The organism is Streptomyces sp. NBC_01352, assembly GCF_036237295.1.
In the GTDB taxonomy this organism is placed as follows: Bacteria; Actinomycetota; Actinomycetes; order Streptomycetales; family Streptomycetaceae; genus Streptomyces; species Streptomyces plumbiresistens.
The window spans coordinates 9646764-9661051 of sequence record NZ_CP108354.1; the positions used below are offsets into that span (position 1 = coordinate 9646764).

Sequence of the window (14288 nt, forward strand, 5' to 3'; positions counted from 1 at the left end):
ACGTCCCGGCGTACGCTGCGGGACCTCCCGGCTGTCACGCCAGCAGCCGTCTCTCCTTGGCGACCGCCACCGCACCGGCCCTCGTGTCCACCCCCAACTTGCCGTAGATCCGCCCGAGATGGGTCTTGACCGTCGCCTCGCTGATGAACAGGGCCCGGGCGATCTCCCGGTTGCCCAGGCCGCGCGCGAGCTGCCCGAGGATCTCCTGCTCGCGCGTGGACAGGGCGGGGCGCGGGCTGCGCAGCCGGGTCATCAACCGGTCGGCCACCGGGCCCGACAGGGCCGTGCGCCCGGCGGCCGCGTTGTGGATCGCCGTGAACAGTTCGTCGGGGTGCTCGGCCTTCAGCAGGTAACCGGTGGCGCCCGCTTCGACGGCGCGGGTGATGTCGGCGTCGGTGTCGAACATCGTCAGCACCAGGACACGCGGCCCCTGGGCACCGTCGGACGTCAGGCGCCGCGTGGCCGTCACGCCGTCCATCCCGCCGCCGAGCTCGAGGTCCATCAGTACGACGTCGGGACGCAGCCGCGCGGCCATGGCGAGCGCCTCCTCGCCGGTGGCCGCCTCACCGACCACGTCGATGCCGTCGGCGCTGGACAGCAGGGCGCGCAGCCCCGCACGCACCACGGCGTGGTCGTCGCACAACAGCAGCCGGACGGGCGTCACAGGGCGGGCTCCTTCGGGGTGTCCGAGGCGGACCGGACCGTGGCGGCCAAGGGTGCCAGGGGGATCGCCGCCGACACGACGGTGCCCTCGCCCGGCGTGGACTCCACGGTGAGCGTGCCGCCCGCCTGCCGCGCCCGGATGCGCATGGCGGGCAGCCCGTGCCCGCGCGCGCTGTCCGGGGCCGGGCCGGACCGGGTGCCCGAGGGGTCCGCCTCGAATCCGCGCCCGTCGTCGGCGACGTCCAGCGAGATCTGGTCGTCCAGGCAGGTCAGGGTGAGCGCGGCCCGGGTGGCCGCCGCGTGTTCGCGCACGTTGGCCAGCGCTCCCTGGGCGATCCGCAGCAGCGCCGCCTCGACCCGCTCCGGCAGCCGGCCCGGCTCGCCGTCGAGCCGGAACTCCACGGTCAGCCCCGGGCCGCTCTCCCGTTCGGCGAGTACGGCGAGCGCGCCCGGCAGCGTGTGGGCGGCGAGGTCGGCAGGCGCGAGGTCGTACACGAACCGGCGGGCCTCCACGAGGCTGCGGGAGGTGATCTCCGCCGCCCTGTGGACGTGTGCGCGGGCCGCCGCCGGGTCCGTCCTCCAGACGCGCCCGGCGGCCTGGAGCAGCATCTGCTGACTGGACAGGCCCTGCGCGAGGGTGTCGTGGATCTCCGTGGCCAGCCGCTGGCGTTCCGCCAGGACACCCGCCCGGTGCTCGGTGACGGCGAGTTCGTGACGGGTACGGACCAGGTCGTCGATCAGGACGCGCTGCCGGGCCCCCTGGCGCTGCAGATGCACCATCACGGCGGTGGCGACCGCGGCGACAGCGGGCGGGGCGACGACCATGTTGGGGTTCAACGGGCCCTCGGCGACGCGTATTTCGGAGGCCACGACCAGCGCGGTGAGCGCGGCCGCCACCGGCACCGCGATCCGCGGGGGCAGCGCGTGCAGCCCGGCGAACAGCAGCGGCATCGCGCACCAGGTGGCGCTCGGCGCGAGGGCGAGGAGTACGAGCCAGACCGCGGACACCGAGCCCAGCCAGACCAGATGACGTCTGGTCGGCGGCGAGCCGGGGCGCGGCGCCGGAGCCAGGAAGCGACCGAGGACGTACAGCAGCCCGAAGACCGCGAACAGCGCCACCACCCATCCGGTGTGCGCGCCGCCCTGGTCGCGGGTCAGGAAGCGGGCGAACGAGGAGCCGAGCAGCAGGAAGAACGCGGCGTGCACGACCGCGCCCAGCCAGCGCTCGTCCGGGTCGGTGTCTCTCATCCTCCGTGTCTAACGCGTCCGGCGCGCGGCCGCATCAACCGATCGGCTGACCCACCGGTCGCCCGAACCGCTTCAGGACGGCAGACTGTCGACCGAGGCGACCGCAGCGACCCGCACCGAGGCTGGTACCCAGACCTCGTACCGCTCGAAAAGGCAGAGACACATGCCCGCCAAGAACCTCACCGCCAACCGCGCCGCCCTCGGTCACCGCGTCGGCTACGCCCTGCGCCATCCCGACCGGGTGCCCCGCCACCTGGCCCGCGCCGCCCGGGACCTGTGGCTGCGCCGCCGCCACCCCGACCACGTCTCCTACTACCGCGCCGTGATGCGCTCCGACACCCGGGCAGACCCGGACGCGGCGGTCGGCAGCCGCAGCCGTGAGCGGTGGCTCGCGCTCGGGGCGATGCAGTTCGACTATCTCCTCGGCCACGGGCTGCGCCCCGAACACCACATGCTGGACATCGGCTGCGGCAACCTGCGGGGCGGCTGGCGGTTCATCCGGTACCTGGAGCCCGGGCACTACCACGGCATCGACATCTCGCCCGACATCCTCGTCGCCGCGCAGGCCACCATCGTGGAGACGGGCCTGCAGAAGCGGCTCCCGACGCTGACCCCGGTCCGTGACCTGACGCTGCGGTTCCTGCCCGACGCCCACTTCGACGTGGTGCACGCGCACAGCGTCTTCTCCCACTCGCCGATCCCGGTCATCGACGAGTGCCTGGCCCACGTCGGCCGGGTGCTCGCGCCGGGCGGCTGGTTCGACTTCACCTTCGACCGCACCGAGGGCGAGGAGCACCACGTCCTCCGGGAGGACTTCTACTACCGCACCGAGACGCTCGTGGCCCTGGCCGAACAGCACGGGCTGCGGGCCCGCTTCATGGACGACTGGGAGGAACTCCCGCACGGCCAGTCCAAGATCCGTGTCACCCACGGACCCTGAACCGACCGCTCTTCCACGTCGGCATGGCTCAGTTCCGGGAGCGCGCCTGCCCGCGCCCGGCACGGCGGCGCCGGTGCGGTTGGCGCTCGCGTCCTCGATGCAGCCGCGCAGCCGCATTACGTCGTGCTCGGGCAGGGCGGGCCGGATCACGCCGGTGTAGGCGCAGTCCTTCACACGGCTCGGCGTGGAGTCGTCGTTCTGCGCGGCGGTGGAGCGGCGGCAGGTCTCCCCCCGGTCCCGGCGCGTCCGGCGGGCGGACGCAGCGGCTGCACGCGGCGGGCGGAGTCGAGGACGGTCCGCACGGCGGTGGTGAAGGCCCCCCCGGCCGCGCACCACCCAGCACGGAGTCGAAGCGCCCCGCCACGGAGGAGCCCTCGGTGTCCTCATGGGCGGAGCAGGACCGCACGACGGGCGCCCGCCCGGTGCCGTGCGCGGCGGGTTCCTTCTTCCCGCTCGGTGTCCAGCGGCACCACGGTCAGGTGCGCCACCTGAAATCGCGTCAGGCGTGCTGCCGCTGTCCGCGGCCGCGCAGCAGGCTCGCGCCCCTCGGGTGCCCGGTCGGGGCGTCGGCCCTGGTGAGATCAACGATCCCGTCATCGGCCCGGGGCTACGAGAGAGTGCGCTCCCGAAACCGAGGTGTAGGCCGCTACACCGCCGCGGATCCGCCGCGGTCGCCGGAGCCGACGGCAACAGAGGCCTTCCAACATCACTGCAGGGGGGTTGTCCGGACATTCCTCGGCACCTAGGCTCGCTCGGAGCAAGCGCTTTCTGCGCGTCCGCCGGCCGTACCAGGAGAACTGCATGCCCCCGCTCCCAGCCCGTCGCCGCGTCGCCGTGGTCGGTACTGGTGCCATCGTCAGCGGCAGCCACCTGCCCGCCCTCAGAGCCCACGCCGACCGGGTGGAACTGGTCGCCGCCGTCGACGTGGACCAGGACCGGCTCGACCAGTTCCGGGCACTCGCGGGCGGTGAGGTCGCCGGACACACGTCGATGGACGCGATGCTGGACGCCGTACGCCCCGACCTGGTGCTCATCGGCACGCCGCCGTCCCTGCACCGGGAGCAGACGGTGGCCGCGCTGAAGGCGGGCGCCTGGGTGCTGTGCGAGAAGCCGCTGACCCTGTCGCTCGCCGAGTACGACGAGATCGCGGCGGCCGAGGAGGCCTCGGGCGCGTACGCCTCCGTGGTCTTCCAGCACCGCTACGGCTCCGGCGCGGTGCACGCCCGCGAACTGATCGCGAGCGGCGAGCTGGGCGCCCCGCGGGTCGCGCACTGCCAGACCACCTGGCACCGCGACGCCGCCTACTACGCCGTGCCGTGGCGCGGCAAGTGGGCCACGGAGGGCGGCGGGCCGACCATGGGGCACGGCATCCATCAGTACGACCTGCTGCTGCACCTGCTCGGCCCGTGGACGGAGATCCGGGCCATGGCGGCGCGGCTGGTCCACGACACCGAGAGCGAGGACGTGTCCACGGCCCTGGTCCGGTTCGAGAACGGCGCCCTCGCCACCGTCGTCAACAGCGTGCTCTCCCCGGACGAGGTCAGCCGCATTCGCATCGACTGCGCGGACGCGACGGTCGAGCTCACCCACCTGTACGGGCACCGCAACGACGACTGGACCTACACCCCGGCCCCGCACGTGGCCGCCGAGCGCGCCGAGGCCTGGCGCACCCCCGCCTCGGACGTGCCCAGCTCCCACACGGCGCAGCTCGGTGCGCTCCTCGACGCGTACGACAACGGTGTCAGACCGCCCAACAGCGGCACCGAAGCGCGCGCGACCCTCGAATTCGCCGCCGCCCTCTACAAGGCCGCGTTCACCGGCGACCCGGTGCACGCGGGCGAGATCGCACCCGGCGACCCGTTCTATCCGGCCATGCACGGCGACCACCCCCACTGGGCCCCCAAGGAGCGCGCATGAGCATCCGCGTCAGCCACGTCCACGGCGAGCACATCGCGGTCGAGGCGGCGGACGGCACGGAGATCCTCCGGTACGTCTACCGTCCCGACCCCGACGCCTTCGAGTCCCGCAAGCCGTATGCCCACCCGGTCCGCACCCTCGCCGGACGCACGGTCACCGGCTACCGGCCGAACGACCACCGCTGGCACAAGGGCCTGCAGATGACCGCGAGCCATCTGTCCGGCCAGAACTTCTGGGGCGGCAACTGCTACGTCCACGGCCAGGGTTACCTCCCCCTGCCCGAGCGGGTCGGCTCGATGCGGCACGACGGCTTCCCCGCCTTCACCGTCGAGGACGAGCGGCTCGCCTTCACCGAGGAACTCACCTGGGTGGAGAACGGCGGTGCGGAGTGGGCGCGCGAGGAGCGCGGCCTGGCCGTCCACTCGGTCGACCAGGAGGCCGGCGCCTGGGCGCTGGACTGGTCGATCCGGCTCACCAACGTCCGTGACCGGCCCCTGGCCTTCGGCTCCCCGACCACCGCCGGGCGAGAGATGGCCGGTTACACGGGCCTGCAGTGGCGCGGGCCGCGCGACTTCACCGGCGGCACCGTCTTCGGCCCGGACACCGACGCCGACGCGGACAAGCTGATGGGCAGCCAGAGCCCGTGGCTCGCCTTCAGCACCGAGCACGACGAGGCCGACGGGCACTCCACGCTCGTCTTCGCCCACGCGCCGGAGAACCTCGACGCGGAGACGGCCGTCCACGAGTCGCACTGGTTCGTGCGCTCCGAGCCGTTCCCGACGGTCGCGTTCTCCTGGGCGTTCTTCGAGGAGTTCGAACTGCCGCCGGGGGAGTCCTTCGCGTATCGCTACCGGGTGATCGTCGCCGACGGCGCCTGGGACGGTGACCGCGTAGGCACGTACCTGGAGAGCCTGCCGTGGTGAGCGAGCCCAAACCGACTCTCCCGCACCCTCTTCCCGGCGCCGTCGGCCTGTCCCACCTGAGCGCCTACGACTGGGAGGCCGCCGACGGTGTGTGCGGCGGCAGCCCGCATCTGCACCTGGTGTGCACGGAGGCGTACGTCGTCACCGGCGGACGGGGCGCGGTGCAGACGCTGAGCCCCGACGGCTACCGGGACATTCCCCTGGAGCCGGGCTCGGTCGCGTGGTTCACGCCGGGCACCGTGCACCGGATGGTGCAGGGCGGCGATCTTCGGATCACCGTGCTGATGCAGAACAGCGGTCTGCCGGAGGCCGGGGACGCCGTCTTCACGTTCCCGCCCGAGGTGCTCGCCGACGCCGGGAAGTACGCGGCGGCGGCGACCCTCCCGCCCGGCACGGGTGAGGAGACGGCGGCGGCAGCCCGGCGCCGCCGGGACCTCGCCGTCGAGGGCTACCTCGCTCTGCGCGAGGCGCTCGTCGCCGGGGACAACGGCCCGTACGTCGAGTTCCAGCGCGCCGCGGCCCGGTTGGTGCGCGCCAAGGTTCCCGCCTGGCGCGAGCTGTGGCGGGCCGGTGCGCTGGCCACCGCCGAACGCACCGGCGCGCAGCTGGACGCGCTGGCGGACGGCGAGCCGGCGTACCTCGGGGAGGCGACGGCGTACGAGGCGGCACCGACCCGGCTCGGCGGCTTCGGGATGTGCGGCCGGCGGGACGAGTACAACCTGCCGGGGACGACGCTGCCGCACCGGGGCGAGTAGCCGGAGTACCACGGGGGCCGAGGGGGGGCGTCAACGCAAGTCCGAGGAAGGAAGAGGTGACCTCGGCATGCCCGGACACAGGACAATGGGTTTGCCCCATCTTGGCCACCGCACAGAGTGCCAGTGCGGCGGCCGATGCGCAGAACCGTTCCTAAGGACTGAGTGGGAGTGAGTCCTGTCGCCAGGACTCTTGCTCAGCCGGGTGCCCCGAACGGTGTTGGGCATCCTGGTCGCCCGCTTTCGCTCCACGGCCGGGCGGCGCGCATCCGGTGCGCGGTCCGGGAAGGTGGGGGCGGGTTTCCTCACGCCTGCGGGTGTCCGGTCGGGCCTGGGCGGTCCGATGCCCACCACGATCGCTCTGGTCGGGGTGGGGCGGTGCCGTCCGTCGCCTGATCGGGTGTCCGAGGGCGCGTCGCCCGACCGCGATGCTCGCCGCATCGTGCCTGGACGTCTTGCGTTGCGGGGTGGTCAGCGGTTTCTGCCAGTGCTGGGCACCCCAGCGGGAGGTGTAGGCCGGGTCGACCGCGACGATCGCCACGCTTTGCTCGGCGGCCATCGACACCAGCCGGGCCCTGAGCTTCGCGGTGGGGAAACGGGACAGCAGCCGCCGGAAGCGCTTGTTGCGGCCGTGCTTCTCCCGGTTCTTCCCGTCGGCGAAGTCGAGGTTCTCGATGGCGATCGCGGCGGCCCCGCAGCGCCGGGCGTGATGCAGCAGCCGGGTCAGCGCGTGCCGGAGCTGTGCGTCCCGGTGCTCGGCGGTGCCGGTCAGGTCGTAGAAGTAGCGCTGCGGTTCGGCGACCGGGTTGCCGTGCCCATCCAACTGCCAGGCGGCGAGGTGGTCGTCGTTCATGTCCACCCCCACCACCCCCGGGCCAGCGCCGCCTGCAGCGGCAGCACGGGGGCAGCGGCGCGCTGCCAGGAGGCAGTGACATACCAGCGGCCGCGCACGGTGTCGTGGTGGATGCGGTAGGCCACCGCCCGATTCGCGGCGATCCGGTCCAGCCACTCCGCGCCCCGGTGCTGGAACCGTACGGCCGCGTCGAGGACGTAGCGGCCGTGCGGGGCGTTGGCCAGATGGGCCAGCGGGGCCGGGAGCTTGACCGAGAGCCGACCGGTGTCGGTGACGCGGATCGTCTCGTTGCCGAACCGCTTGCCGGATTCCCCGTCAGCCGCCATGAACATCCGCTCCGCCCGCCACCGCTCCCGCCACGCCTGCTCGCTCAGCCCAGCCGCCTCAAGGTGGTGACGGGTGTTCGCGAGGCGTTGGCCGCCGCGCACCACTCGCACCCGGCCCGCCGCCCGGTCCGCCTCCACCACCGCCAGCCGGTCCTTGAGGGTGTGCAGGCGGCGGGACTTGGCATGCCACTCACTCCGCGAGGCATAGCCGCGTGCCAGCCCTGCCCGCTTGTCCGCCTTGGCACCCAGCGGCCGGGCCAGCCGCGCCTCGATGGAGGCGATCTGCCCGCGCAGCCAGGCCAGATGGGCGGCCTGGCCGCGCCGGGCCAGCGCCCACTGGTCATGCGTGGCCTTGGTGATACTGCCCGCCCACCGCGCCGACGACCTCCCCGTCAGCTCCCGCTTGCGCACCGCCCACGAGGCCGCATCATGCGCCAGCCCCTTCCGGGAGCGCTCCGCGAGATCCGCCGCGGCCAGCGACCCCAGGACCATCCCGACCTCGGCGAGGACCGCCGCGTCCGACTCGCTCACCCGCAGCCGGTCCCGGATCGCCACCCCGGCCGGGCCCGGCACCACGAACGGCGCCCCCAACTTCCCTAGCACGCTCACCCGTTCACCCCCGCCTCGGTTTGAAGATCCCCGTCACGGCAGTCAACGAGCAGCCTCCGCAAAGGTCACCCATTCGACCCAAGAACTTCCGTTCCCCTCTTCGTTAGAGGCTGCAGCGCGTCGCACACAGAGATGACCGGCCCGTACGACCAGGAGCTGGGCCGCTGCCCCCACCGCCGTCGACGTCCGATTCGCTGCAATTTCCAAGAGTTAATGCTCCATTAGGGGACTTGGAGTGTGAAAGGGCACTTGCGGTGTCAATCATCTTGTCATGAACCTGCGGCCCGACGGGCGGGCCGCAGTCTCATGGAGGTGTGGAATGCACCGCAGACTCGCCACCGCACTTGGCGCCTCAACTCTGGCCCTCGTCACCGTCGTCGGCACCGCCGCGGCCGCCGACGCCGCTCCCGCCGACAAGCCCCAGGTCCTTGCGAGCTGGACCCAGACCAGCGCGTCGAGCTACAACTCCTGGGCCGCCGCCCGCGCGAACCAGTCCGCCTGGGGCGCGTACGCGTTCGACTGGAGCACCGACTACTGCTCCTCCTCGCCGGACAACCCGTTCGGCTTCCCCTTCCAGATGTCCTGCGCCCGGCACGACTTCGGCTACCGCAACTACAAGGCCGCGGGCGCCTTCAACGCCAACAAGACCCGCCTCGACAGCGCGTTCTACGAGGACCTCAAGCGGGTGTGCGCCGGCTACGGCGGCGGCACGAAGACCGCCTGCAACAGCACGGCGTGGACGTACTACCAGGCCGTGAAGGCCTTCGGCTGAGGTGACACGTCCGGTCGGGGGCGCCGAGGCCGCCCCCGACCGGACGTGTCAGACCGCTGCCCGGAAGCCGCGCAGCCGCAGCGAGTTGCCGACCACGAACACCGACGAGAAGGCCATGGCGGCCCCGGCCAGCATCGGGTTGAGCAGACCGGCCGCGGCGAGCGGCAGGGCGGCCACGTTGTACGCGAAGGCCCAGAACAGGTTGGTGCGGATCGTGCCGAGGGTGCGGCGGGCGAGCCGGATGGCGTCGGCCGCGGCGCGCAGGTCACCCCGTACGAGGGTCAGGTCGCCCGCCTCGATCGCGGCGTCCGTGCCGGTGCCCATCGCCAGCCCCAGGTCGGCCTGGGCGAGAGCGGCCGCGTCGTTGACACCGTCACCGACCATCGCGACCGAACGGCCCTCCCGCTGAAGCCGCTCGACGACCTCGACCTTGTCCTCGGGCAGCACCTCGGCGACGACGTGCTCGGGCGCGATGCCGACCTCACGGGCGACGGACTCGGCCACGACCCGGTTGTCGCCGGTCAGCAGGATCGGGGTCAGACCGAGGGCGCGCAGCCGCGTGATCGCCTCGGCGCTGGTCTCCTTCACCGCGTCCGCGACCTCCAGGACCGCCCGCGCCTCTCCGTCCCAGGCGACCACGACGGCCGTACGCCCGGCCGCCTCGGCCTCCTCCTTGGCCCGCCCCAGCTCCTCGGGCAGTTCCATGGCCCAGTCGGCGAGCAGCCGTGCGCGGCCGACGAGGACCGCGTGACCGTCGACGATGCCCTGCACCCCGAGACCGGGCACGTTCGCGAAGTCCTCGGGCGCCGGCAGCGACCCCAGCTTCTCCAGCGCGCCCTCGGCGACGGCACGGGCGATCGGGTGCTCGGAGGCGTGCTCCAAGGCCCCCGCCAGCCGCAGGACGTCGGTCTCCTCGGTGCCCTCCGCCGTGTGTACGGCCGTCAGCGCCATCCGGCCGGTGGTGACGGTGCCCGTCTTGTCCAGGACCACGGTGTCGACCTTGCGGGTGGACTCCAGGACCTCGGGGCCCTTGATGAGGATGCCGAGTTGGGCGCCGCGTCCGGTGCCGACCAGCAGCGCGGTCGGCGTGGCCAGCCCCAGGGCGCACGGGCAGGCGATGATCAGTACGGCGACGGCCGCGGTGAACGCCGCCGTGGCGCCGGAGCCGTTGCCGAGCCAGAACCCGAGCGTGCCCAGCGCGAGCGCGATCACGATCGGCACGAACACCCCGGAGATCCGGTCGGCGAGCCGCTGCGCCGCGGCCTTGCCGTTCTGCGCGTCCTCCACGAGCTTCGCCATCCGGGCCAGCTGGGTGTCGGCGCCGACCCGGGTCGCCTCGACGACGAGCCGGCCGCCCGCGTTGACCGTCGCGCCGGTGACCGGGTCGCCGACGCCCACCTCCACGGGCACGGACTCGCCGGTCAGCATGGAGGCGTCCACGGCGGAGGAACCCTCGACGACGGTGCCGTCGGTGGCGATCTTCTCGCCGGGACGGACCAGGAAGCGCATGCCGACCTTCAGGTCGCCGACGGGGATGCGCTCCTCCCGCTCGCCGTTCAGGACGGTGACGTCCTTCGCGCCCAGCTCCAGCAGCGCCCGCAGCGCCGCGCCGGCCTTGCGCTTGGAGCGGGCCTCGAAGTACCGCCCGGCCAGGATGAAGGCGGTGACACCGGCGGCGGCCTCCAGGTACAGGTTCCCCGATCCGTCGCCGCGGGCGATGGTCAGCTCGAACGGGTGGGTCATGCCGGGTGTGCCCGCGGTCCCGAAGAACAGCGCCCACAGCGACCAGCCGAACGCGGCCGCCGTGCCGACCGAGATCAGCGTGTCCATCGTCGCCGCGCCGTGCCGGGCGTTGGTGAACGCGGCCTTGTGGAAGGGCCACCCGGCGTACGTCACCACAGGCGCCGCCAGTGTCAGCGACAGCCACTGCCAGTACTCGAACTGCAGGGCCGGGATCATGGCCATCGCGACGACGGGCACGGCCAGCACCACGGCGGTGACCAACCGCTCGCGCAGCGGCCGGAGTTCGTCCTCCGCCGCCGCCGTGTCGTCGGGCTGCGGTTCGGGCGGTTCGGGTTCCTGCGCCGTGTATCCGGTCTTCTCGACGGTGGCTATCAGGTCCTGCACGGAGACCTCACCGTTGTGGCTGACCCTGGCCTTCTCGGTGGCGTAGTTGACGGTGGCCGTGACGCCGTCCATCCGGTTGAGCTTCTTCTCGATGCGCGCCGCGCACGAGGCGCAGGTCATGCCGCCGATGACGAGTTCCGTCTCGGCGGTGGGGCCGGTCGTGGTGGTGGTCATCGTTGCTCCTGGGGTCGTCCCCGCAGCGGATCAGTGGATCAGTGGATCCGTGGTCGACTCAGATACGGGGAGGGGGTATCGTGCGTCTCGTGTTCTGTATACCCCCACCCCGTATTGAGAGCAAGTCCTCAGAACGCTTGACTTGGTACCCCCCAGGGGTATGGTGAGCTGTATCGCGAGGCCTCGCACCGAAGCCCGGGGCCCCTGTCTCCCAGGAGTCGACCATGCACGCTGGACTGAAGATCACCACGTTCGCCGCCGCGCTGGCCGCGACCTTCGGCACCGCGTACGGCGTGGGCAAGGGTCTCGACCCGGTCGTCGAGGACAGCACGCCTGCGCGCCACGAAAGCCACAGCGAGGCGTCACCGTCTCCAGGCGGAGGGGGCGGCCGGGCGGGTCATGAATCGGAACCGGCGGGCGGGCTGCAGATCTCCGAGAAGGGCTACACCCTCGACCTCGAAACCCCCCGGGTCGCCGCCGGACGCCCCGTCGACCTGCGCTTCGTCATCCGGGACGACGACGGCCGCGCGGTCACCTCCTACCGGCGGGAACACGACAAGGAACTCCACCTCATCGTGGCCTCGCGCGACCTGGGCACCTACCGCCATCTGCACCCCGCCCGCGCCGCCGACGGCACCTGGAGCATCCCCGTCGACCTGCCCCGTGCGGGCGGCTACCGCGTCTTCGCCGACTTCACCCCGGAGAAGAAGAACGCCGAGAACCTCACCCTCGGCGCGGATCTCGCGGCCTCGGGCCCCTACGAGCCGCAGCCCGTGCCGGCGCCGAACACCACCGCCCGGATCGACGGCTACGAGGTCGCGCTGAACGGCGCCCTGCGCCCGGGCACGGCAGGCGAGCTGACCCTGAAGGTCTCCCGCAACGGCAAGTCGGTCACCGACCTGCAGCCCTACCTCGGCGCGTACGGCCATCTGGTCGCCCTGCGCTCCGGCGACCTCGCCTACCTCCACGTCCACCCCAACGGCGAACCCGGCGACGGCACGACCGAGCCCGGCCCGGCCGTCTCCTTCACGGCCACGGCGCCGAGCAGCGGCACCTACCGGCTCTTCCTCGACTTCAAGCACGACGGCAAGGTGCGCACCGCGGCGTTCACCGTCCGGGCGGGAGCGGCGGCGCCGGCGACAGCCGCGGACGACGAGCCGACGGACGTACACGAGTCCTCAGGCGGTCATGGGCACTGACACCTGGACGGGCCCGGCTGCCGCGTTCACCGGCAGCCGGGCTAAATCGTTCTAAGCATTGTAAACAATCTCGTCGCGCATCTTGCTCACAGTGTTGCCGCGCGGTTACGTTCGCAGGCGCTGCGGACCGGCCGTTCACCTGTGCGGTCCTCTCATGAGAGGCGACGAGTTGATGAGACGTACCTTCAGACAACTTTCGGGCGCCCTGGTGACGGCGGCCGTCGTTCCCGCCCTGGCGCTCGGCGCCGGACACGTGGCGGCGGATTCCACCGGACACCCTTCCAAGGAGCAGAGCACCTCGGTCGTGCGGACCGAGAGCGGACCCGTCCGCGGCAGCACCGAGGCGGGTGCCGACCGGTTCCTCGGTCTGCCCTACGCGGCGCCGCCGGTAAGGGAGTTGAGGTTCGCACCGCCCGCCGCGCCGGCGTCCTGGAAGGACGTCCGGGAGGCCGACCGTCAGTCGCCCGCCTGTCTGCAGTTCGAGCCCACCGGTGTACGGGAGGAACAGGCCGTCAGCGAGGACTGCCTGTATCTGGACGTGTACCGCCCGGCCCGGACGGCCACCACCGCGAAGCTGCCCGTCATGGTGTGGTTCCACGGCGGCGGCCACACCCAGGGCACCGGTGTCATCTACGGCGGCAGCACCATGGCCGCGAAGACCGACACCATCGTCATCTCCGTCAACTACCGCCTGGGCGCCCTCGGTTTCCTCGCCCACCCGGCCCTCAGCGCCGTCACACCCGGCGGTTCCGGCAACTACGGACGCATGGACCAACTGGCGTCGCTGGAATGGGTACAGGACAACATCGCCCGCTTCGGCGGCGACCCGGGCAAAGTCACGATCTACGGCCAGTCGGCCGGCGGCTCGGCCGTCTGCGACCTGATGGCCATGCCGTCGGCCCGCGGCCTGTTCGACCAGGCGATCGTGCAGAGTGCCACGTGTCTGAGCGACCGCACCACGCTGTCGGCCGGGGAACAGAGCGGCGTCGGATTCGCCCAGGCGGTGGGCTGCGCCGACGCGGCCTCGGAGGCTGTCGTCACCTGCCTGCGAAAGGCCTGGCCCGGCACACTCATCGCCCACCAGGCCGACTATCGCGGAAGCTCCAAGGTGGGCGGCTCCCTGCTGCCGAAGTCCTTCAAGCAGGCGTTCGAGGACGGTAGTTGGAACGCAGTGCCGGTCATGACGGGCACCACCCGCTCCGAGAACCGGCTGCTGTCCGCCGCACTCGCCGGCATCACCGCGCAGGGCTACGAGGACCTGGTCCGCAGGACGTACGGAGACCGTGCCGAACGCGTCCTGGAGCTCTATCCCCTGAGCCGCTTCAAGAGCCCCTACGACGCCATCACCCAGGTCCAGACCGACGCCCAGCGGGCCTGCTCCATGCAGCAGACCGCCCAGGTGATGGCGGCCAAGACCCCCGTCTACCGCTACGAGTTCAACGACCCGACCTCGCCGACCCTCTACGGATTCGCGGTCCCCGGCGAGGACATGTCCAACGCCCACAGCGCCGAACTCGCCTACCTCTTCGACTTCACCCTCGGCGAGAAGCCCCTCACCGCACGGCAGGAGCGGCTCTCGGACCAGATGACGCGGTACTGGGGCGCCTTCGCGCACCACGGCGATCCGAACGTCAAGGGCGCCCCGGCCTGGCCCACGTACGGCCCCGAGCAGAAGGTGCTGCAGCTGCGCACCGCAGGAGCCAGCAAGGTCGTCACCACGTTCGCGGCCGACCACCACTGCGACTTCTGGCTCGCCTGACGCCGCACCCCCGCCACCGTCCCTCA

General features: G+C 72.2%; 12 protein-coding genes. 7 read left to right on the forward strand and 5 right to left on the reverse strand.

What is annotated here, in order from left to right:
- Positions 1 to 34: 34 nt before the first annotated feature.
- Positions 35 to 664 carry a response regulator gene (locus OG252_RS44205; protein ID WP_266444820.1) on the reverse strand — a complete coding sequence of 210 codons (630 nt, stop codon included), beginning with the start codon at positions 662 to 664 and terminating at the stop codon, positions 35 to 37.
- Positions 661 to 1911: a sensor histidine kinase gene (locus OG252_RS44210; RefSeq protein ID WP_329343324.1), complete on the reverse strand. Its 1251-nt coding sequence runs from the start codon at positions 1909 to 1911 to the stop codon at positions 661 to 663. The genes OG252_RS44205 and OG252_RS44210 overlap by 4 nt, the downstream gene beginning before the upstream one ends.
- 163 nt (positions 1912 to 2074) lie before the next feature.
- Here OG252_RS44210 and OG252_RS44215 point away from each other — a divergent pair, with 163 nt between their 5' ends.
- The 4 genes from OG252_RS44215 (at position 2075) to OG252_RS44230 (ending at position 6446) form a co-directional block, all read left to right on the forward strand.
- The gene (locus tag OG252_RS44215; RefSeq protein WP_329343326.1) at positions 2075 to 2851 is read left to right on the forward strand and encodes a class I SAM-dependent methyltransferase; all 777 of its coding nucleotides are present in this window, start codon (positions 2075 to 2077) and stop codon (positions 2849 to 2851) included.
- Positions 2852 to 3652: 801 nt separating this feature from the next.
- On the forward strand, positions 3653 to 4768 hold the full coding sequence (locus OG252_RS44220; protein WP_329343328.1) for a Gfo/Idh/MocA family protein: 1116 nt from the start codon (positions 3653 to 3655) through the stop codon (positions 4766 to 4768).
- Positions 4765 to 5691: a PmoA family protein gene (locus OG252_RS44225; protein WP_329343330.1), complete on the forward strand. Its 927-nt coding sequence runs from the start codon at positions 4765 to 4767 to the stop codon at positions 5689 to 5691. Before OG252_RS44220 ends, OG252_RS44225 begins: the two co-directional genes overlap by 4 nt.
- Positions 5685 to 6446 carry a cupin gene (locus OG252_RS44230; RefSeq protein ID WP_329343332.1) on the forward strand — a complete coding sequence of 254 codons (762 nt, stop codon included), beginning with the start codon at positions 5685 to 5687 and terminating at the stop codon, positions 6444 to 6446. Before OG252_RS44225 ends, OG252_RS44230 begins: the two co-directional genes overlap by 7 nt.
- 151 nt (positions 6447 to 6597) lie before the next feature.
- On the opposite strand, the gene OG252_RS52455 is transcribed toward OG252_RS44230, so the two are convergent.
- Together OG252_RS52455 and OG252_RS52460 are read right to left on the reverse strand one after the other, a co-directional pair.
- Complete coding sequence (locus tag OG252_RS52455; protein ID WP_443068458.1) at positions 6598 to 7296, reverse strand: hypothetical protein; 699 nt, start codon at positions 7294 to 7296, stop codon at positions 6598 to 6600.
- A complete protein-coding gene (locus tag OG252_RS52460; RefSeq protein ID WP_443068459.1) occupies positions 7293 to 8231 on the reverse strand; it encodes a hypothetical protein in 939 nt (312 codons plus the stop codon). Before OG252_RS52460 ends, OG252_RS52455 begins: the two co-directional genes overlap by 4 nt.
- Positions 8232 to 8550: 319 nt before the next feature.
- On the opposite strand from OG252_RS52460, the gene OG252_RS44240 reads away from it, so the two are divergent.
- The gene (locus OG252_RS44240) at positions 8551 to 9003 is read left to right on the forward strand and encodes a phospholipase (RefSeq protein ID WP_329343334.1); all 453 of its coding nucleotides are present in this window, start codon (positions 8551 to 8553) and stop codon (positions 9001 to 9003) included.
- Between the two features lie 48 nt (positions 9004 to 9051).
- Here OG252_RS44240 and OG252_RS44245 read toward each other — a convergent pair whose 3' ends face one another.
- A complete protein-coding gene (locus OG252_RS44245; RefSeq protein WP_329343336.1) occupies positions 9052 to 11304 on the reverse strand; it encodes a heavy metal translocating P-type ATPase in 2253 nt (750 codons plus the stop codon).
- A 224-nt stretch (positions 11305 to 11528) separates the two neighbouring features.
- On the opposite strand from OG252_RS44245, the gene OG252_RS44250 reads away from it, so the two are divergent.
- On the forward strand, positions 11529 to 12503 hold the full coding sequence (locus OG252_RS44250; protein WP_329343338.1) for a hypothetical protein: 975 nt from the start codon (positions 11529 to 11531) through the stop codon (positions 12501 to 12503).
- Positions 12504 to 12675: 172 nt separating this feature from the next.
- On the forward strand, positions 12676 to 14262 hold the full coding sequence (locus tag OG252_RS44255; RefSeq protein ID WP_329343340.1) for a carboxylesterase/lipase family protein: 1587 nt from the start codon (positions 12676 to 12678) through the stop codon (positions 14260 to 14262).
- The last annotated feature ends 26 nt before the right edge of the window (positions 14263 to 14288 follow it).

What these genes read in the sequence shown, in the direction of transcription:
- OG252_RS44250 (WP_329343338.1), top strand. Translation starts at nt 11,529, where the DNA reads ATGCACGCTGGACTGAAGATCACCACGTTCGCCGCCGCGCTGGCCGCG.
- OG252_RS44220 (WP_329343328.1), top strand. Translation starts at nt 3,653, where the DNA reads ATGCCCCCGCTCCCAGCCCGTCGCCGCGTCGCCGTGGTCGGTACTGGT.
- OG252_RS44215 (WP_329343326.1), top strand. Translation starts at nt 2,075, where the DNA reads ATGCCCGCCAAGAACCTCACCGCCAACCGCGCCGCCCTCGGTCACCGC.
- OG252_RS44245 (WP_329343336.1), bottom strand. Translation starts at nt 11,304, where the DNA reads ATGACCACCACCACGACCGGCCCCACCGCCGAGACGGAACTCGTCATC.
- OG252_RS44255 (WP_329343340.1), top strand. Translation starts at nt 12,676, where the DNA reads ATGAGACGTACCTTCAGACAACTTTCGGGCGCCCTGGTGACGGCGGCC.
- OG252_RS44210 (WP_329343324.1), bottom strand. Translation starts at nt 1,911, where the DNA reads ATGAGAGACACCGACCCGGACGAGCGCTGGCTGGGCGCGGTCGTGCAC.
- OG252_RS52455 (WP_443068458.1), bottom strand. Translation starts at nt 7,296, where the DNA reads ATGAACGACGACCACCTCGCCGCCTGGCAGTTGGATGGGCACGGCAAC.
- OG252_RS44225 (WP_329343330.1), top strand. Translation starts at nt 4,765, where the DNA reads ATGAGCATCCGCGTCAGCCACGTCCACGGCGAGCACATCGCGGTCGAG.
- OG252_RS44240 (WP_329343334.1), top strand. Translation starts at nt 8,551, where the DNA reads ATGCACCGCAGACTCGCCACCGCACTTGGCGCCTCAACTCTGGCCCTC.